Origin of the sequence: Larsenimonas salina (assembly GCF_023736155.1) — a bacterium.
Taxonomy (GTDB): Bacteria; Pseudomonadota; Gammaproteobacteria; order Pseudomonadales; family Halomonadaceae; genus Larsenimonas; species Larsenimonas salina.
This window is the reverse complement of the sequence record NZ_JAMLJJ010000001.1, coordinates 860,429-878,819: the sequence shown is the minus strand read 5'-3', so window position 1 is coordinate 878,819 and position 18,391 is coordinate 860,429. Positions and strand designations below refer to the sequence as shown.

At 60.1% G+C, this 18,391-nt stretch carries 16 protein-coding genes; 8 read left to right on the top strand and 8 right to left on the bottom strand.

Annotated elements, in window-relative coordinates; all coding sequences use genetic code 11:
* Positions 1–15 precede the first annotated feature (15 nt).
* Both NAT23_RS04210 and NAT23_RS04205 read left to right on the top strand, forming a co-directional pair.
* Complete coding sequence (locus NAT23_RS04210) at positions 16–1,017, top strand: XdhC family protein (RefSeq protein WP_251925893.1); 1,002 nt, start codon at positions 16–18, stop codon at positions 1,015–1,017.
* Complete coding sequence (locus NAT23_RS04205) at positions 1,014–1,613, top strand: nucleotidyltransferase family protein (protein WP_251925891.1); 600 nt, start codon at positions 1,014–1,016, stop codon at positions 1,611–1,613. Before NAT23_RS04210 ends, NAT23_RS04205 begins: the two co-directional genes overlap by 4 nt.
* Here the strand turns inward: NAT23_RS04205 and NAT23_RS04200 are convergent.
* A complete protein-coding gene (locus NAT23_RS04200; RefSeq protein ID WP_251925889.1) occupies positions 1,600–2,673 on the bottom strand; it encodes a C45 family autoproteolytic acyltransferase/hydrolase in 1,074 nt (357 codons plus the stop codon). The two genes, NAT23_RS04205 and NAT23_RS04200, sit on opposite strands and share 14 nt — an antisense overlap.
* 109 nt (positions 2,674–2,782) lie before the next feature.
* Between NAT23_RS04200 and recB the strand changes: the two genes are divergently transcribed.
* Positions 2,783–6,484 carry an exodeoxyribonuclease V subunit beta gene (recB, locus tag NAT23_RS04195; protein WP_251925887.1) on the top strand — a complete coding sequence of 1,234 codons (3,702 nt, stop codon included), beginning with the start codon at positions 2,783–2,785 and terminating at the stop codon, positions 6,482–6,484.
* Entirely contained in the window at positions 6,468–8,435 is a 1,968-nt protein-coding gene (gene recD, locus NAT23_RS04190) for an exodeoxyribonuclease V subunit alpha (protein WP_251925884.1), read from the top strand. Before recB ends, recD begins: the two co-directional genes overlap by 17 nt.
* Before the next feature lie 38 nt (positions 8,436–8,473).
* Here recD and NAT23_RS04185 read toward each other — a convergent pair whose 3' ends face one another.
* Complete coding sequence (locus NAT23_RS04185) at positions 8,474–9,055, bottom strand: 3TM-type holin (protein WP_251925882.1); 582 nt, start codon at positions 9,053–9,055, stop codon at positions 8,474–8,476.
* Complete coding sequence (locus NAT23_RS04180) at positions 9,052–9,348, bottom strand: hypothetical protein (RefSeq protein WP_251925880.1); 297 nt, start codon at positions 9,346–9,348, stop codon at positions 9,052–9,054. Before NAT23_RS04180 ends, NAT23_RS04185 begins: the two co-directional genes overlap by 4 nt.
* A 164-nt stretch (positions 9,349–9,512) precedes the next feature.
* Here NAT23_RS04180 and NAT23_RS04175 point away from each other — a divergent pair, with 164 nt between their 5' ends.
* Entirely contained in the window at positions 9,513–10,355 is an 843-nt protein-coding gene (locus NAT23_RS04175) for a RibD family protein (RefSeq protein WP_251925879.1), read from the top strand.
* Here NAT23_RS04175 and NAT23_RS04170 read toward each other — a convergent pair.
* Genes NAT23_RS04170 through NAT23_RS04150 form a run of 5 tightly spaced genes read right to left on the bottom strand, consistent with a single transcriptional unit; the run spans position 10,289 to position 14,586 of the window.
* Positions 10,289–11,224 carry a lysylphosphatidylglycerol synthase transmembrane domain-containing protein gene (locus tag NAT23_RS04170; RefSeq protein ID WP_350028302.1) on the bottom strand — a complete coding sequence of 312 codons (936 nt, stop codon included), beginning with the start codon at positions 11,222–11,224 and terminating at the stop codon, positions 10,289–10,291. The two genes, NAT23_RS04175 and NAT23_RS04170, sit on opposite strands and share 67 nt — an antisense overlap.
* Positions 11,225–11,235: 11 nt before the next feature.
* The gene (locus NAT23_RS04165; protein WP_251925875.1) at positions 11,236–12,123 is read right to left on the bottom strand and encodes a class I SAM-dependent methyltransferase; all 888 of its coding nucleotides are present in this window, start codon (positions 12,121–12,123) and stop codon (positions 11,236–11,238) included.
* Positions 12,120–13,169 (bottom strand): glycosyltransferase family 4 protein, encoded by a 1,050-nt coding sequence (locus NAT23_RS04160; RefSeq protein WP_251925873.1) that lies wholly within the window; start codon positions 13,167–13,169, stop codon positions 12,120–12,122. The genes NAT23_RS04165 and NAT23_RS04160 overlap by 4 nt, the downstream gene beginning before the upstream one ends.
* The gene (locus NAT23_RS04155) at positions 13,169–13,582 is read right to left on the bottom strand and encodes a 6-pyruvoyl trahydropterin synthase family protein (RefSeq protein ID WP_251590679.1); all 414 of its coding nucleotides are present in this window, start codon (positions 13,580–13,582) and stop codon (positions 13,169–13,171) included. Before NAT23_RS04155 ends, NAT23_RS04160 begins: the two co-directional genes overlap by 1 nt.
* On the bottom strand, positions 13,570–14,586 hold the full coding sequence (locus NAT23_RS04150; RefSeq protein WP_251925871.1) for a zinc-dependent alcohol dehydrogenase: 1,017 nt from the start codon (positions 14,584–14,586) through the stop codon (positions 13,570–13,572). Before NAT23_RS04150 ends, NAT23_RS04155 begins: the two co-directional genes overlap by 13 nt.
* Positions 14,587–14,854: 268 nt before the next feature.
* On the opposite strand from NAT23_RS04150, the gene NAT23_RS04145 reads away from it, so the two are divergent.
* From NAT23_RS04145 to NAT23_RS04135, 3 genes are all read left to right on the top strand, one after another.
* Entirely contained in the window at positions 14,855–15,604 is a 750-nt protein-coding gene (locus NAT23_RS04145) for a CDP-alcohol phosphatidyltransferase family protein (RefSeq protein WP_251925869.1), read from the top strand.
* A gap of 296 nt (positions 15,605–15,900) precedes the next feature.
* Positions 15,901–16,905, top strand: coding sequence for a tRNA dihydrouridine(20/20a) synthase DusA (gene dusA / locus NAT23_RS04140; protein WP_350028301.1), 1,005 nt, complete (start codon positions 15,901–15,903; stop codon positions 16,903–16,905).
* Between the two features lie 111 nt (positions 16,906–17,016).
* On the top strand, positions 17,017–18,318 hold the full coding sequence (locus tag NAT23_RS04135) for a carbohydrate porin (protein ID WP_251925857.1): 1,302 nt from the start codon (positions 17,017–17,019) through the stop codon (positions 18,316–18,318).
* Positions 18,319–18,391: the final 73 nt, after the last annotated feature.

Here is an 18,391-nt window from a genome sequence, read left to right as displayed (position 1 = left end):
GGACAGGAGGTCAGTATGCATCACATGGATGTGCGGGTGCTCGAGCAGGCGCTTGACTGGGCGCGCTCGGGGCAACCCATCTGGTTATGTACGGTGGTGTCAACCTATGGCTCATCGCCGCGGCCCCCGGGTTCGCTCCTGGTTGCGCTCGATGACGGGCGCTATGTTGGCTCGCTGTCGGGCGGGTGCGTCGAGGACGCGTTCATTGAGTCGATCCGCGATGGCGCGCTTTTGCCTCACACGGTGCAATGCATCGACTACGGCGCCACTCAGGAGGAGAGTCAGCGGTTGGAGCTTCCCTGTGGTGGGGTGCTGCGGGTCATGATCGAACGCCGTGAGGCCAACGCCGAGTGGCTGACGCACCTTGAGGTTCTGCACGCAACGCTTCTGGGACAGAAGCAGCTTATTCGTCAGGTTCAGCTCGATGGTGGCCGCTACCGGGTGTCGCTTGATCAGGCCACGCCCGCGCCGGTGGTGCGTGAAGACGACGCGACGATCTACATTCGCATTGGCCCCGCACTCAGACTGATTCTGGCCGGCATCTCGCCGGTGGCGGAATACTGCGCCCATTTTGCCCGCACCATGGGGTTCGAAGTGATCGTCTGTGACCCGAGAGCCGACAAGCGGGCGGGCTTTGACGTGCCGGGCGTTGAGGTTCAAAGCGTGCTGCCGGCGCTGTTCATCGCCTCGGGAGCGACCCACGGTGCGACCGCGATCGTTGCGCTTACTCACGATCCGCGCCTTGATGACCCCTCGATGATCGAGGCGGTCAAGACCGACGCGTTCTATATCGGGGCGATGGGCTCGGTCAACACCTCGCGGACGCGCGCGGCGCGGCTTGCGCGCTCAGGCGGGCTCAGTGATGCCCAGATCGCGCGAATCCACATGCCGATCGGCTTGAACCTTGGCAGCAAGGCGCCGGCGGAAATCGCGCTGGCGGTGATGGCGGACATCCTGCGAACGCACCGGGGCGTTGAGGTCAATGACGTTGTCAGCCGCGCACGTGTGCCGGCGTGACGCTGCCAGTCATCCTGCTGGCGGCGGGCTACAGCCGCCGCTTTGGCGACGCGGACAAGCGCCTGGCACGGATAAGCCCGAGCGAGACGCTGCTCGAGGCGTCGCTAAACCCGTTTTCCGACCGCTCCATTCATCTGGCACTTCGCTTGAATGATCGTGACGCGCCGTGGCTTGACGCGCTGTGCGCGCGCTTTCCAACCGTTCAGCCCGTCTTCTGCACGCGATCGGAGCAGGGCATGGGCGCAACCCTTTCTGAGGCGCTTTCACGCAGCGAGGCCAAGCTCGACAAAGACGCCGTTCTGGTGGCCCTTGGTGACATGCCGTCGCTGACCCCGGAGGTGGTTGCACGCGTTGAAGCCAGTGCCGGCGCCTTGAATATCGTGCGCCCCTGGCTGTTACGCTCGAATGGCGCCGGACTTCCGGGGCATCCGGTGGCGTGGGGGCGCGCGTTCTGGCCGGCGCTCAAGGGCCTGACCGGGGATAACGCCGGAAAATGCGTGATCGCCGCGCATCCTGAGGCGCTGGTGCGTCTTGAGATGAGCGATCCACGAGCGTGCCACGACGTCGACCGCCCGGACGCACTCAGACGCTATTGAGCCCCTCGAAGTGAAACGTGTGTTGCGGGGTTTCGGGGCCGGGCCGGCCGAAGCTGTAGCGCAGGCTGCGCTCATTCAGATTCATGACAATCGTGAAAAGCGTCTCCATCCGTTCGGCGGCCGGCCGCTCGGGATCGACGTATCGGCAGATGCTGTTGGGCGCGCCGTGCTCGTCGCTCAAGCGTTCGAACAGGGTGTCGAAGGAAGGCGCAGTGTCCTGGCTCAGGGCGCGCAGACGCTCGAGCCGGTCGAAGGAATCCGGGTTGGGAAAGTCCTCAAGATCCGGGGGAAGGTGGCGCGACACCAGATGGTTGGTGTGAAAAAGGGCGCCTTTTCTTGGCAGCATTGCAGTGTCGCCCATCGGCGAGACTTCTACCGAGGCGGCCTTGCCGTCTGCATCGGCAATCAGAAAATGCGCCGGTGAGGCCGTGCCGATCTCATCGACCATGTCGAGGGCGTGTTCGACCCCATCGCTTTCGAGAATGCGGCGCAGCATCACGTGTACCGGCAGCTTCGGCTTGCAGATGCGCGAGCGCAACGCATTGAGGCAGACCCCGACCCCGAGCGCGTTCATGCCGATCTTGCCGATGATGCCGGCCTCGGTAATCATGTGAATCGCGGGCTTGTTGTCGGGGTGAAGTGTGAGCGCCACCAGGGCTTCGCGTTGATCGGGGATCCAGTCCCAGTTTTGGGCAAGCCACAGGCTGTCATCGTCTGAGTGGCGCTGGTAGAGCGCCGAACAGCCATCGCTTTGAACGGGATGACCTGCGTGGGTCAGAACGATTTCGCTGCGGGCATTGAGTACCAGAATATCGAGAAGATCGACCCGTGCGCCGTCGGCAATGCCGGCCATTTCTTCCAAAAGCTCCGGGCTTGCCTGTTCGATCGCCGGCTTGAAGGTCTCGGCGGTGCGTCGGGCCTCGCGCCAGTCGATGCCCGCCACTTCCTCGAACATTCGACGGTAGTTGGCAAGGCTCAACCGGATCTGTTCTTCGGCCATCTGGCCATGCGTTTCGCCCAGGCTCCAGTGGCTGCCGCGGGCCTCGATCTGTGTCACCATAGAATCCAATCCTCGCTTGAACATTGGGTGTGCGAAGACGTTCAGCATGGGCCTGTCCGTGTGTGACGTCGAGTCCCTGTTACCAACCCTTGGGTAAAAACGAGCCTTCATGAGCCAGCCTGCGATCAATGAGGGCGCCCAGGCGCTCGATATTCCAACCTTTCCCCTGACCGGGCGTCGGCTGATCGAGGCCAGCGCCGGTACCGGCAAGACCTTTACCCTGGCCGCGCTCTATGTGCGTCTGATTCTGGGCCATGGCGGTGAGGCCGCATTCGCGCGGCCGATGATGCCGCCGGAAATTCTGGTGGTGACCTTTACCGAGGCCGCGACCCAAGAGCTGAGAGATCGAATTCGCGCACGCCTTATGCAGGCGCGTGATGTGCTTTTGGGGATCAAGATGCCGGACGCCGTGCTCGAGGCGGTGCTTGGTGGCATCGAATCGGAGGCGGCCAGTCGCGGCGCGGCGCGGCTCGATCAGGCGGCGCGGCTGATGGACGACGCGGCAATCTTTACCATTCATGGGTTCTGCCAGCGCATGCTCAAGCGCCACGCGTTTGATAGCGGCAGTCTCTTTGCCTCGACGCTTGTGCAGGACATCGCCCCGCTTTATCAGCAGGTGGTCGATGACTACTGGCGCCGGCGTTACTACCCCCTTGAGGGCGCGCTTCAGCGTCTGATTCTTGAGCGGTGGTCCGGCCCGGATGCGCTGGCGGCGGCGGTGTCGCCGCTGCTTCAAGGTGGGCGGCCTGCGCCTTTATGCTGGGCCGGTGAGCGGGTCGAGGCGCCGGTCTCCGTTGCCGCGGCGCTTGAGCCGGTGATCGATGCCCAGACCGAGAGCCTTGCCCAGAAGCGCGCTCTTCGCGACATGTGGGTCAGCGGCCGTGAGGCGATGACCGCCGAGATCGAGGCTGCGATCTCTGAAAAGCGCGTGAATGGGCGAAGCTTCAAGCAGGACGACCTCGAGCCCAAGCTGTCTGCGCTTGCCGAATGGCTGGAGGATGACACGCAGATGACGCCGCCTCGAGCGATTCGCGATTCCAAGGGCCAATTCTGGTGCGGTCAGGCCCGGTTCGAGGCCGCGGCCAACAAACAGAAGACGCCGCCGAGGCATGCCTTTTTCGAGGGGCTGGATCGCTATCAGGAGACGCTTTCCTCGATCACTGATCCTACCCCGGCGCTGCTTGCCCACGCGCGTGACGAGATCAGCGAGGCGCTTCTTTTTGAGAAGCGCCGTCAGGCGCAGTGGACGTTTGACGACCTGCTCAATGAGCTCGACAACGCACTCAGTGGCCCGGCCGGGCCTCGGTTGGCCGAGCGTATTCGCACCGAGCTTCCGGTGGCGCTGATCGATGAGTTCCAGGACACTGACCCGACCCAGTACCGCATCTTTTCGACCATCTACCCGGACCCGGCTGCCGAGGATCATGCATTACTTTTGATCGGGGATCCGAAGCAGGCCATCTACGGCTTTCGAGGGGCGGACATCGCGACGTATCTGAGCGCTCGGCGCTCGGCGCGGACCCATCACACTCTCGTTCGAAACTTTCGCTCGACCCACGCCATGGTTGATGCGGTGAATCAGCTGTTTTCGACGCGGGCGGTGCCGTTTTCCCATGAGGACATTCCCTTTCAGCCGGTTTCGGCCAAGGGGCTTGAGCGCACATTTGTGCATTGTGATCAGGTGGCGCCGGCGCTGACGTTCTGGTGGCCAAGCGACGTCGAGAGCATCGGAACCGGTGAGTATCAACGCCAGATGGCGACTGCGCTGACGCGAGACGTTCAGTCGCTGCTCGCCGGAGGACAGGCAGGCACCAGCGGCTTTGACACGGCCTCGGGCGAGCGAGCCCCGGTTCGGCCAGCCGATATTGCGATTTTAGTGCGCACGGGGCTTGAGGCCGAGCGCGTCCGTGAAGCACTGGAGGCGGGCGGCATCAAGAGTGTCTATCTCAGTCAGAAGCGCTCGGTGTTCGAGTCCGATACCGCGTTTCAGCTTTTGCAGGTGCTTGAGGCTGTTGCGTCCCCCCGAGACGATCGGCGCCTCAAGGGCGCACTTGGAACGCGGCTACTGAGTAACGGGCTGGGCGACGTCGTGGCGCTGATCGACGATGAGCTTGGGTGGGAATCGATGATCGAGCGCTTCGATGAGTATCACCGTCGCTGGCGCAGAGAGGGTGTTCTGCCGATGCTGCGTGCGGTGATGCATGAGTTCGAGGTGGGCGCGCGGCTATTGGCGCAGCCCGACGGCGAACGGCGCCTGACCGATTTCCTGCATTTGGGAGAGCTTGCCCAGAAGGCCAGCCAGTTTCTCGATGGCGAACAGGCACTTCTTCGCTGGATGCATCGCGGGCTTTCCGGGCGCTTCGATGAGGGCCTTGATGCCGATGCCCTCGTTCAACGGCTTGAAAGCGATGATGCACTGGTGCGTGTGGTCACGTTGCACAAGTCCAAGGGGCTTCAGTATCCGATCGTCTACCTGCCGTTCATCGGTAACTACCGTGACGCCGCGACGGGTAATGGGCCCGTACCGGTACTTGATGCCGAGGGCGGGAAGATGCTTGCCTGGCATCTTGATGAGGCGCAGCGAAGCGAGGCCGAGCAGGCGCGACTCGAGGAAGATGTGCGGCTTCTTTATGTGGGGCTGACGCGGGCACAGTTCGCCTGCCGGGTAGGGCTTGCGCCGGTGTACAAGGGGCGCAAGGCGCGCTCGCTGCCAAGTGATGCCACCACGCTTTCAAACGCGGCGATTGGCTGGCTGGTTGCCGGCGACGCCGAGTGCGATCAGACCGGCGGTGAGATCAAGGCCCGGCTCGAGGCGCTCAGTACAAATGAGAGTATTGCGTGCACCGCACCGCCCGAGGCGGTGACGTCGCCGCCCCGGTTTGACCGTGAGACCCACGATTGGCAAGGCGCGCGGATCTTTGACGGCGCAATCGACCGCCGGTTTTTCATGACTTCCTATTCAGGGGTCATGGCGCTTGCCGGTTCCGGTCAGCAACCGGCAGCAGAGATCGGCGAAGGGCTTGATACCGAAGTGCTCGAGGAGCGTACCCCGACACCACCACCGCCCGGGCGAACGCTTCTGGCGTTCGAGCGTGGGCCTAGAGCGGGCACGTTTTTGCACCATGTGCTGGACCGGATCGATTGGGCGCGGCTTGGAACCCCCGCGCATGATGACGCACTCGGTGAGTGGCTCGACGCGCGGCTGGCTCAGTCCGGGTTCGAGACGCGCTGGCGTGAGCCGTTGATGACGGCGGTGGCCGTGCTTGGGCAGCGTGCATTCGTGCCCGAGGGTCGGCTGATCGATATGCACCGGTGGCGTACCGAGCTCGAGTTCTGGCTGTCGGTGCCGTCGGTCGAGCTTGCCGAGCTCGACCGCATCATTTGTGCGCTTGATCCGTTACCCGTGCGTCGCCCAGCCCTTAGTGACCGAAAACTTCACGGCATGCTCAAGGGCTATATCGATCTGGTGGCTGAGTTCGATGGGCGCTATTACATCATCGACTGGAAATCCAACCATCTGGGCGAGGGTGTCGAGGACTATGACGAGGCGTCGATGGCGCGTGCGATCGCTCATCATCGCTATGATGTGCAGTACTGGCTCTATAGCCTGGCGCTGCATCGGCTGCTGCGCGCACGCCTTCCGGATTACGACCCGGAGCGCCATTTCGGCGGCGTGCGCTACGTCTTTCTGCGCGCGTTGGCCTTTCCCGAGGCGGACGGTTTTTGGTGCCGCCGGCCCGACCCCCAGGCGCTTTCGCGGCTCGATGTGCTGTTCAACGACGAGGTGAGTGGCGATGCCCGTACAGTTTGACCTACCCGCACAGTTTGACCTATGGAACGAGGCGGCGACGTCGCCTGAACTGTCCGTTGATGAGGTGCTTGCCACGCTCGAGCAGTGGCACGAATGGGGGTGGCTGCGTGCGCTGGACCTGCATTTTGCCCGGTTTCTGCAGGAGCTCGGTGAGGGCCGTGCCGAGGTGCTGATGCTTGCGGCACTGACCAGCCATCAGGCCGGTCGGGGGCATATCTGCCTGGTGCTGAGCGAGCTGGTGGCACGGCCGTTCGAAACGCTCAAGCTGCCGCCCGAGCCGATGGGGCAGCAGGGGGCGCCGGCGCTTTTGAAAACGCTTTCAGGGTATGGTCTTGACTGCCTCGAACGTGCGTTGGCGAGCGCGTCGGTGGTTGATGCCGTGCATCCTGAGTCAGGCAGTGCGCCGCTGGTGTTCGAGCACGGTCTGCTGTATCTGCGCCGGTTCTGGGCCAGCGAGCGTCGAATCGCGCACCACATCAACGTGCGTATGAGTATCGATACACCGGGCGCGCCATCGAGCGAGGCTCTGGCTCACTTGTTTGGCGCCTCGCCCAGTGATGAGACCGATTGGCAGCAGGTGGCGTGCGCGCTGGCGCTTAGACAGCGTTTCGCCGTGATTTCCGGTGGTCCCGGCACCGGCAAGACCACAACGGTTGCTAAGCTTCTGGTGCTGCTTCAGCAGCAGGCATTGGCGCAGGGGGGTGAGGCGCTATCGATTCAGATGGCCGCCCCTACTGGCAAGGCGGCTGCGCGGTTGACTGAATCGATGGCGGGCGCGTTGACGAAACTGTCGGTACCGGAAACGGTTCGAGCGCATTTACCGCGCGAGGCCATGACGCTTCATCGCCTTTTGGGCGCGCGCCCGGACACTCGTCGGTTCAGGTTCAATGAAACCCATGTGCTTGAAACCGATGTGCTGCTGGTCGATGAAGCGTCGATGGTGGATCTCGAGTTGATGGCGGCGTTAATGAATGCGTTAAAACCTCAGGCGCGCCTGATTCTTTTGGGTGACCGCGATCAGCTGGCCTCGGTCGAGGCAGGAGCGATTCTAGGTGATATCTGTGCCTCGGCCTGGCCCCCGGCGTTCAGCGAATCGATGTGTCGCTACCTCGAACACACCACCGGCGCCGACCTGACCGTTACACACCATGAAGGTGGCATTGCCGATCATGTGGTGGTGCTCCAAAAGAGCTACCGATTCTCGGATCACAGTGGCATTGGGCATTTGGCTCGGGCGATCAACCAAGGGGACATCGCCCAGGCGCGGGCCGTCGTGTCGAAAGGGTTCAATGACATCGCGCTGACACAGATCGAGGCGGGCGAGCGTACGCATGTCTACCTGGCCGTTGAGGGGTACCGCGCCTATCTCGAGGCCATCGAGGCAAATGCGTCGCCGGCCGAAGTGCTGGCCGCTTTTCAAAAATATCGAATGCTGTGCGCGCTTCGTCAGGGGGATTGGGGGGTAGAGACCCTCAATGAGCGCATCGCCGAGGCCTTGCAGGCTCGTGGCTGGATTGATCAGAGCAGCGGCTGGTACGTCGGCCGCCCGGTTCTGATTACACGAAACGATCGCCAGTTGGGGCTCTACAATGGTGACATCGGTATTGCACTGCCGGATCCGGCCGCCGAGGGACGACTGCGAGTCTTTGTGGATCAGGGCGAGCGTATTCGCTCGGTGTTGCCGGCCCGGCTGACGCACGCCGATACGGCGTACGCCATGACAGTACACAAATCGCAGGGTTCTGAGTTCGAGACCGTAACGGTGGTCATGCCGCCCTCGGACTCGGCCATCATGACTCGTGAGCTTCTCTATACGGCACTGACTCGAGCGCGGTCGATGTGTACGTTATGCATTGCCGATACCGAGGTGTTTTTCAACGCCTTAACACGCCGTGTTCAGCGCTCCTCGGGCCTGTCGCAGCGTCTTGGTGAACTGACTGACCAACGGTAATAAAAAAGCCCGCTTGAGTAAGCGGGCCAGGGGAGGGGTCAGTGACTGCCGCGAGAGCGCGTCATTAGTGAGTCCATGAGCGAGGTTGGCCGAAAGCCGAGTGAGGCAAGGCGTTCCGAACTCATGTGGCGAATGTTGATGCCGAGCACGGCCCCCATCGATACGGTCAGCATGACGATGGCATCGACGACGTTTGCAATCTGACTTGGGTCCTGAAAGACCGAGATGCCGAGGATCAGACTGATCCAGCCAAACGAGAAGGCCATGGTCCAGCCGATCGCCGAGCGCCAGCCGCTTTTGTAGGTATTGCCGTTTTGAAGCTCCGCCTGCATGGTGGTGTTGATGGCCTGCTGTTGTGCGGTTTGAGCCTCGAGCTGATTTTCTTCTTGGCGCGTAGTGGCTTCAAGCGTTGCCCGTTTGAGCTCGGTTTCAAGTTCGGCAAGCTTTACCGCGGCTTTTGGGTCGGTTTTGAGTGCGGTCTCGACCGCGTCCGGCGAGTTATTCACCCCAAGCGTCGAGGCGATGGCCTGGCCGACGACGTGTCCAGCGGGGCCTGCCAGTGCTTGCCCAAGCGCCGGTGCGAGAGAGGCTACGGTATTGGTAATAGTTGTCCAGTTCATCGTTGTACCTCCACAAGGGATGTGTTGTCGCGTTGTTGTTTGATCCGGTTTAGAAGCTCGCGGTAATTGCGCTCTTCTTGTTCAGTTAATACGACCCACAAGCTCTCTGGGTACTGATCCGGTGTTGAGGGCGACATCCGTCCTTGAATTGAGAGCTGAACCTCATGACGCAGAGCCATGTCGTGCGTGGCCATGAGGGTCTGTCCTGCCCAACTGATAAGTCCTGTTATCAGTACCGTCAGTGCCGAGAAGAGATGGGGCGATCCAGTAAACGTCTGGGTCTGAGTTGTCATCTCTGTGCTCCTGATTGGTGAGGACGAGACAATAGTCACAAATTGTTGCGTAAAGTTACATTAGAGGCTGGTGTAAGAACGCCTCGAGACGCCTTTTTTTAAATTCGCAGCCTGGAACGCGACAAACTATGCTGAGTTAAATGGCGTCTAACTCTAGGAATTAAATGACAAAAATAACCGTAAAGGGTGATTTCTGGTCGGCGATAAAAGCACTCAAACATCACGCATGGACGGGGCAACTAGAGCTTGAATGTCTGTCTGGACGCATTGAAATAGCGCCCGATGGCACATGGCATGCACTGACGCCGATCGATGATGTCTCTACCTATCTATGTGATGTGTATGTGCCGCTGGTCTCGTTCAGATACCCGATGACTCTCGGTCAGCTGGGGCAAAGCCTCGATGGCCGTATCGCGACGGTCACCGGTGCCTCGCGCTATGTAACCGGCCATGAAAGTCTGATCCATCTGCACCGTGTGCGGGCGCTGGTGGATGCGGTACTGGTCGGGGCGGGAACCGTCGAGGCGGATGATCCGCGTTTGACCGTGCGTCACGTCGAGGGCGACCAACCCACTCGCGTCGTGCTGGATCCGAACGCGCGGGTGTCGGCGCAGAGCAGTCTGTTTCACGATGAGGCGGCGCCGACGCTGTACCTGAGCTGTGTTGAGCGTGATCGTCCCCTGCCGTCACATGTCGACTGCCTGCTGCTTGATGCGACCGCGCAGGGCTCGGGAATCTCTACTCAAGCGATTCTAGAGGCGTTGCATGCCCGGGGGCTCAAGCGAGTATTGATCGAGGGCGGTGGGCTGACGGTCTCTCGGTTTGTGGCCGAAAGGACGCTTGATCGGCTTCATGTCACGGTCGCACCCATGCTGATTGGTTCCGGGCGGCCAGCGATGACGCTGCCCGAGATCATCTCGCTCGATGATGCCTTGCGGCCTTATTCCCGAACGTTTGCCCTTGGCAAGGATGTCTTGTTCGATCTGGCGTTCGATGACGTACGTTGACTCCGCCGTCGCATCAGAAAGATCACCGCACCCGGTAGGCTCGACACCAGTACGAGGGTGCCGTAAAGGATCGAAATGGCAACGCCTTCGCTCGATGAGAACCCGGCAATGCCCCACACCACGGCGGCGGCACTTTCTCGCACCCCCCAGCCGCCAACCGACAGCGGCACGACCATGGCCATGAGAATCGGTGGGATCAATGCCATAAGGGTCGCGTTGTCGAGTGGGCTGTCGAGTGCGCGCGCGCAGCAGGCAAACACACCGATGTAGGTGCCGACGATGATCAGCGAGCTTGCAAGCTGCTGAAGCCACACCTCACGGGTCAATAAGCTCAAGCGAACATTGTTCAGAAAGTGGCCTGCAGCCGTTCGGAAGTGCCAGACAAGGCCGGCTGCAATGATCACGGCGCTACCGGCGAGCGGGGCGATGATGATGCCGGGCAAGTGCAGTAGCCGGTCAAATGGGGCCAGCAGTATCGGGTGCGCGATCAGCGTGATCAGCCCGATCGTCAAGAGCGCGAGCTGGCCGGATAGACGTTCGATGATGACGGCGTGGATGGCGCGCGCCTTCTGGTCACTGTCCTGACTGTGACGCCAGGCGCGTGTAATGTCGCCGCCGATGCCGCCCGGGAGTATCTGATTCAAGACAGTAGCCAGATAGTATTCTTTCAAGGCGACCGAAAAAGGCAGGGAAAGCTTCAAAGCGTGGGCGGTGAGCTGCCAGCGCCAGGCTGAAAGCAGAAATTGAGGCACAGTCAGCGCAAGCCCTGCGGCCAGCCAGCCGGCGGAGGGTGAGCTCAGCGTATGGTAGATGTGTGAAAAATCGAGGGTAGCGAACATGATCGCTATCACACCGATCAGCAGCGTCACCCTCAAGCGCACTACGCGGTCGCCTTGTCCGGGGCTGGAACCACTAAAAGATCCTTGTGGCCCACGACAATGGTGGCGTTGCCGGCCTGAAACTGTGTCAGGCGCCGGCTATACCAGTGCTCGAGCTGACTGTGCAGCGATTTTGGGGCAATTTCCCTGGCCGCCGCCACGCGCTCTCGAAGCAAACGCTCACCCAATTGCCGAGCGGATATACCCGCTTCGCGGTGGATACGCCACGGGGTATCGTGCACGGTCACTCGATAGCCTGCGCGCTCGAAATGCTGCAAAGCGCACGACCAGCCATCAGGGCCACAGGCTGTGCCGAGCCCACGCTCCTGGCGCTGATGGTCGTTGATGAGCTGTGCCATCGTCTGATCCATGGCTTTGAGCACATCGTGATCATCATCGCTATCAGGCCGGGCATCGATGGAAAAGTGGCCGTCCACACTCAGTGCAAACAAGCCCACCTGAGCGTGACGCATCATGTGATCGGCCAGCCGTGAAAGCCAGTCATCCGACACCAGGTCAAGCAGCGCCGAAGCCGTTACTAAATGCGTATCTGGCGCGATTACGGCGGCAGGGTCAGTGATAGACGCTGTTTGCGTCGTGAGCGTCAACTCGGCGATCGGTGCGGAGTGGAGCTGAGCAGCCTCGAGCAGCGTTGGGTCATGATCGACCAGATGCCAGTGCTGAGCGCCTGTGAGTCTGGGTGCCAGAAAGCGCAGGTTGCTGCCACGCCCGGCGCCCAGGTCGGTCACGGTCAATGGCGAGAAGGGGAGGGCCTGCTTGACCGCGTCACTCAAGCCATCCCCTCGAGCGTGGTGGTCAGCCGGTTCTCGAAGGGCAAGCCAGTCCGTTTCGAACTGGCTGCCCTTGGCCATTTGATAGGGCGTTGTCATGCGGTCTGGGCGAGGTGCAGGGCTTTCATGAAACGGTAGCCCGTGTCCGTCCAGCGACGAAGATGCTCGCGCGCAGTCAGCGCGCCCTGCGTAAGCTTCTGACGCTCGGCAGGAACCTCGATCAGTCGTCCAAGGGTGGTTTTCAACGCTTCGGTATCCCCGGTTGGCAGCACGATTCCGGCGTCCTTGGGCAGCGTGTCCATCAAGGCGCCGCCTTTCATGGTCACTACCGGCACACCGAATGCGATCGCTTCATTGATGACCATGCCGTAGCTTTCAAAGTACGACGGCAGCACGAAAAGATAAGCCCGCTTGTAATACTGCGCCAGCGCATCGCCCTGGCGCTCACCGAGCAGGTGCACACGGTCTTCCAGGCCATGGGCGGCAATGCGGGCTCGTACGTCCTCGACGTATTCAGGTGCGCGGTCGAGCGCGCCGACCAGGTCACATTCCCACTCGAGATGCTTCAGGTCGGCCAGTGCATCGACCAGCAGCGCTTGCCCCTTGCGCGGTGTGACCGTTGCCACACACAGAAGTCTCGGCGGGTGGCGGTCCGGTTGGCCGAGCGGGAAACGATCGACACCGGGCTCAACCACGTGAATGGCGTCCGGAGATACGTTGTAATTGGCCAGGCGCTCGACCATGAAGCGGCTGGTCACGATGACGTCATCGACAGCGGCGAGCGTGCGAATTTCCTGATGCTTGTAATGCACGCGCATGGCTTCGGTCAGCCCGGTTTCATCAGCAAGAGGCAGATGCACGATGGCCGTGATCGTCAGCCGGTTCTGATGGGCTTCGATCAACTCCGGAAAGTTACCGATGCACAGGCCATCCATGACGGCGCGCGCGCCGTCCGGCAGCTCGTTCAAATGATGCTCGAGCGAGGCGCGTGCGGTCTCGTCGCCTTCCGGAAAGGCGCCATCGACTTCGATGACCCGCACATTGATGTCGTGACGCGACAGGGTTTCCATCACGCGCGCGTTGTAAAGATACCCGCCGGTCAACTGATGGATGGAGCCGGCTGAAAAGAAGTATAAGTCGTTCATTATGAGGTGCTCCCTGTCAGTTCGCCGTCATAACTTGCCCAGGCGATGTGCGATTCATGCAATGTCACCGTCATGGCTTCAAGCCCCTTGCCGCCGTCTCCCAGAGCGCCGGTGTCGATGGCGCTTGCAAGTCGGTCGAACACGGCTTTTGCCATGAATTCTGTAGTGGTGTTGCGACCCTTGAATTCTTCGAGTTCGTTTAGGTGTTCGAAATTGAACTCTTCGAGCACGTTAGAGAGCGTTTGACTCGCCAGGCCGATATCCACGACCAGGTCGTCGCTGTCGAGCGTCTTGCGCTTGAAGGTCACGTCGACCACATAGGTTGCCCCGTGAAGCTTTTGTGCGGGGCCAAAGGTGTCACCATGAAAGCTGTGCGCGATCATGAAATGGTCACGTACGGTCAAGCTGAACATAACGGTCCTTGTTCGTCGTTGGGTGAAGCGGTGTAGCGGATGCGATGACAAAGCGTTGCATCATCATCAAGGATGACGCCATATCGCTTTGGAAGCGAGGAAAACAGGCTTTCGCCGCTGATAAGGTGGTCAAGAATCGGGTCGTTCAAGAGATCGAGGGCTTTTGCAAGACGACGGCCGTAATCCCAGCGAGGTTTTTGGCAGGGTGCAAGCGCACCGACCTGGCTTGACCGAAGGGTCAAGCGTTTGGCGTGAAACGCCTGACCAAGCGGCACCTCGACGGGGGTATTGCCATACCAGCTCATTTCGATGATACGTGCTTCCATGCCGGCAAGCTCAAGCGCCGTGCACAGGCCTTCAGGCCGGCCGCTGGCGTGAATAATGAGGTCGCGCTCTCCTGATGCCTCGGACTGATCCAGCACATGATGAAGGTTCAACTGAGAAAGCAGCGTGCATCGCGTTTTATTTGGGTCAACGACCTCAACGTCGGTGCCGGGCATTTTGCTACAGAGATAGGCCACCAGAGCCCCGACCACGCCCGCGCCGATCACGGTAATGCGCTCGCCGGCAAGCGGCGCTGCGTCCCAGCACCCATTCAAGGCCGTTTCCATATTGGCTGCAAGAATCGCGCGCTCGGCTGGAACATCATCCGGGACGACCACAACGCTCGAGCTCGGTACGTCGAACACATCCTGATGCGGATGCAGCGCAAAGACCGTCTTGTCGAGCAAGTGGGCCGGCCCTTCGATAACCGTGCCCACGCAGTTGTAGCCGTATTTGATTGGAAAAGGGAAGGTACCTTCCTGAAAGGGGGCCTGCATGCGTTCGAACTCGCTTGAAGGAACGCGCTCGTTGAACACAAGCCCCTCGGTGCCTTTACTGATGCCGCTGTACAGGGTTTTAACCCGCAGGGTCCCTTCAGGCCGGCCAGGCAGGGGCGCTTCAATCAACTCGCCATGACGACGATGAGTGATCCAGAAAGCCTGGGCATGGTGTGTGGTCATAGGGGTTCCTGCACAGGGTATAAAAAGGCAACGCGCCGTCCTTCCTTTAGTTAAGTTCATTTAGGCCATATGTCAATTAACCTTATGTTTTAGTTGCGTTTTTGAAGATAGGTTTAAATTAGGGTTCTCTTTTTGGCTGGTGAGTATCTGTTCAATGCGGACGAACGTGTTATGTACTATCTCTGTATAAATAATCGATCATAAAAAACCACGCGGTCATGTGGGCCATTCGAGCCTGAAGGGGTGGTGCGTATCTTGGGAGGGCGTCATGACATCCAGGGCAGGTAAGTACGTTGCGGAACCCTCCAGGGCTGGATGGTTGCTGTTCGAGCTGTTTCTTGGGCTTGCAGGGCTTTATATGCTTAACGCCGAGCTTTGGGTGTTCGACATCGATGAGGTCGGGGTGGGGCGTGTCGCGTTTGGAGCGTATCTGGTCGTGGCCTTTCTACTGTGGCTCGGGCTGCGGCGCACGGACCAGATGCATCTTGGCTGGGCCAATGCCGTCACGGGCGTGCGCGCCGTGCTTGTCTGTTTCATGACGGGGGTGGCGATGTTTCCTGAAACGCTAGAGGTTCATCTTATGAACTTTCTTGCGTTGGCGCTCATTGCGCTGTGCCTTGATGGCGTCGATGGTTGGGTCGCTCGGCGCAAGGGTGAAAGCTCGCCGCTTGGCGCGCGTTTTGATATGGAGCTCGATGCGGCGTTCATCCTTTTACTGAGCTTTTCGGTCATACAGCTCGACAAGGCAGGCGTCTGGGTATTGATGATCGGAGGAATGCGCTATCTCTTTATTCTGGCATCGCTTTGGCTTCCCGCACTGAAAAAACCGTTATATGACTCGCGGCGTCGCAAGGTCATCTGTGTGGTCCAGGTGCTTGCACTCATGGTCTGCCTGGTCCCCCTTGTAAGCGCGTCGATAAGCGCATGGCTTGCCGCGCTTGCGCTTTTGCTGCTTGTTTATTCCTTTGCCGTCGATACGCATTGGCTCCTGCAACAGCCCGGTCAATCCCGCCATTAACCAACCAAATCGATCAGCTCGTGATTGGGGATGTCGTTTCGAGAGGCGCCTGCCTCTTTCTCGAGCCTTGATCGGCGTTAGTAACGCCCACCTGCGGCCGGCTGTGCAGGGTCTCCCTTCTTCCGTACAATGGCGCGCCAACACACGCCCCGTGCGTAAGGCGACATTGATATGCTGTTCCATCTTGCGTCCAGTACATGGTCGTCTTCGCATCCTTGGCATCGTTCAACGCCGAGACTCGACAACGATTTCGAGCGGGTCGAATTGCAAGAACATTGAGTGAGTGGCACCAGCAAGTGACTGATAAAACGCAATATACCCCTTTGGATCAAGCGCGTCGGTTTTCCGTAGCCCCCATGATGGAGTGGACGACCCGCGATTACCGGGTGCTTGCCCGGCTCATGACCCGCAATGCGCTTCTTTATACTGAGATGGTAACCACCGGCGCATTACTGCATGGCACTCCGCGCGAGCGCTTTATCGGGCACGATGAAATGGAATATCCGCTGGCCCTTCAGCTTGGGGGAAGTGATCCGGGTGCCCTGGCCGAGTGCGCGGGCATTGCCGAGGCGTGGGGATTCGATGAGGTCAACCTGAACGTTGGGTGCCCAAGCGATCGTGTGCAGAACAACATGATCGGCGCCTGCTTGATGGCGCACCCCGAGCTGGTGGGCCGCTGCGTCTCGGCCATGCAGTCGGCTGTCTCTATTCCGGTCACGGTAAAATGCCGTATCGGTATCGACGATCAGGACAGTGAGCGGGATCTGTCTCGCTTCATCGACATCGTCGCTGACGCCGGCGCGCAGGTGTTTACCGTTCATGCCCGCAAGGCCTGGCTTCAGGGGCTGTCTCCCAAGGAAAACCGGGATGTGCCACCTCTGGATTATGACCGGGTCTATCGGTTGAAGGCGCGGCATCCAGAACTTCACATTGGCATCAACGGCGGCATCAAGACGCTTGAGGCCTGCAGCGGTCATCTAAACCACGTCGATAGTGTCATGGTCGGTCGTGAGGCGTACCAGAATCCGTATCTGCTCGCCGGACTCGACCAGGCACTTTGGGGAGAAACAACCGAGCCGCTGTCGCGCCAGGCGGTGCTCGAGCAGTTTCGTCCGTACCTGGCGCGTCGGCTGGAAGATGGCGTCAAACTCAATCATCTGACCCGCCATCTGCTGGGTCTGTTTCATGGCTGCCGAGGTGGGCGTACATTCAGGCGGTTTCTGTCTGAAAACGCGCATAAAGCAGATGCAGGTCTTGAGGTTTATGACCAAGCCTGTCGTATCGTGGCGGAGAGTCATTAAGGTCTTAGGCTAAAGTTTTAGTCTTATTTATTAAATTAAGTTTGGGCACAGCTTTAGCCCACTTATCATGACGGTGTCGTTACAACTTTCATAATAAGCGGGAGCAGTATCATGACCTGGAACATGGCAAGAAACGCAGCATGCGTGTTGGCAAGCGTATGTGTGGTCACGCCCGCCAGCGCCTATTCCGCGTTCGATGGGGACTCGCCCTGGATGCTGGGTGACTGGCGCGGGGCACGCACATCGCTTTCCGATCAGGGCATCGATTTCACACTGGGCTATGTATCGGAATCGGCCTGGAACGCAGCGGGCGGCTACAACCATGATCGAACAGCGCGCTACAGCGACCAATGGACGCTCGGCGCAGCGTTTGATCTGGAGCGGCTCTTTGATATTCCAAACGCTGAATTCCAGATGACCCTGACTGATCGCAACGGCCGGGACATCACACGTGATCGCTTGGTCAATCCTGACTCCGGAGCACTGTCCTCGACACAGGAAGTATGGGGGCGCGGCCAAACCACGCGACTCACACAGCTCTGGTACCGACAGACCTACTTCGATGATGCGCTTGATATAAAACTGGGCCGCATTCCGGTCGGTGCCGATTTCGCCGCGGTCGATAGCCAGTTTCAAAATCTGGCGCTCGGTGGCGGCCAGCCGGGCAATTGGGCCGGGGGGATCTGGTATAACTGGCCGGTCAGCCAGTGGGCCGCGCGCGTTCGGCTCAACATGACGCCGCAGTGGTACGCCCAGATCGGGTTTTTCAATGAAAACCCGTCCAACCTTGACGTTCGAAATGCCCTCGATCTGAAGCACAGTGGTACGACGGGCACCCTCATTCCGGCTGAAATAGGCTGGACACCCCGGCTTTTTGCACAGGAACTGCCCGGCAAATACGCTCTTGGCGGGTACTACAGCACCGCGGATGCCGATCGAGCAGACGGTGACGGCACGACCGGGCGCCGGTTCGGCGTCTATTTCGTGGCGCAGCAGCAACTAACGGCCCGAAACAATGACCCGCATCGGGGGCTGACTGCCACGGTTCAGGGGGCATATAACGATCAGCGAACCTCGACCATCGATCGGTACTTGTCGGCTGCGCTCAGCTATGTCGGACCGTTCGATGCGCGGCCCAGAGACGAGGTCGGTGTAGGTATTGGTTGGGTACACGTCAACGACGACGTCAGTGATGCGCGTCGACAAAGCAACATCGAACAGGGCTATACCTACGACGATGCGGCCTACCTTCCGGCGCAAGGCAGCGAATACAATACGGAAGTGTATTACGGCGTTAGTGTGAATCGTTGGTTGAAGCTGCAGCCGAACCTTCAATACATCGTGCACCCGGGCGGGTTAGGTGAGGTGGATGACGCAGTGGTCGGTGGCTTGAGAGTTCAAGCCACCTTGTAACACCATGCGGTCTACTCGTTGTTGCCGAATGAATATTATCGGGTAAGACGTCGGTGTAATGACCGGGCTAAAG

Bases quoted from the DNA above. Each gene is read 5' to 3' on its own strand.
- NAT23_RS04185 (WP_251925882.1), bottom strand. From the start codon at position 9,055: ATGAACTGGACAACTATTACCAATACCGTAGCCTCTCTCGCACCGGCG.
- NAT23_RS04175 (WP_251925879.1), top strand. From the start codon at position 9,513: ATGACAAAAATAACCGTAAAGGGTGATTTCTGGTCGGCGATAAAAGCA.
- NAT23_RS04150 (WP_251925871.1), bottom strand. From the start codon at position 14,586: ATGACCACACACCATGCCCAGGCTTTCTGGATCACTCATCGTCGTCAT.
- NAT23_RS04180 (WP_251925880.1), bottom strand. From the start codon at position 9,348: ATGACAACTCAGACCCAGACGTTTACTGGATCGCCCCATCTCTTCTCG.
- recD (WP_251925884.1), top strand. From the start codon at position 6,468: ATGCCCGTACAGTTTGACCTACCCGCACAGTTTGACCTATGGAACGAG.
- NAT23_RS04135 (WP_251925857.1), top strand. From the start codon at position 17,017: ATGACCTGGAACATGGCAAGAAACGCAGCATGCGTGTTGGCAAGCGTA.
- NAT23_RS04165 (WP_251925875.1), bottom strand. From the start codon at position 12,123: ATGACAACGCCCTATCAAATGGCCAAGGGCAGCCAGTTCGAAACGGAC.
- NAT23_RS04200 (WP_251925889.1), bottom strand. From the start codon at position 2,673: ATGGTGACACAGATCGAGGCCCGCGGCAGCCACTGGAGCCTGGGCGAA.
- NAT23_RS04155 (WP_251590679.1), bottom strand. From the start codon at position 13,582: ATGTTCAGCTTGACCGTACGTGACCATTTCATGATCGCGCACAGCTTT.
- NAT23_RS04210 (WP_251925893.1), top strand. From the start codon at position 16: ATGCATCACATGGATGTGCGGGTGCTCGAGCAGGCGCTTGACTGGGCG.
- recB (WP_251925887.1), top strand. From the start codon at position 2,783: ATGAGCCAGCCTGCGATCAATGAGGGCGCCCAGGCGCTCGATATTCCA.
- NAT23_RS04145 (WP_251925869.1), top strand. From the start codon at position 14,855: ATGACATCCAGGGCAGGTAAGTACGTTGCGGAACCCTCCAGGGCTGGA.
- NAT23_RS04160 (WP_251925873.1), bottom strand. From the start codon at position 13,169: ATGAACGACTTATACTTCTTTTCAGCCGGCTCCATCCATCAGTTGACC.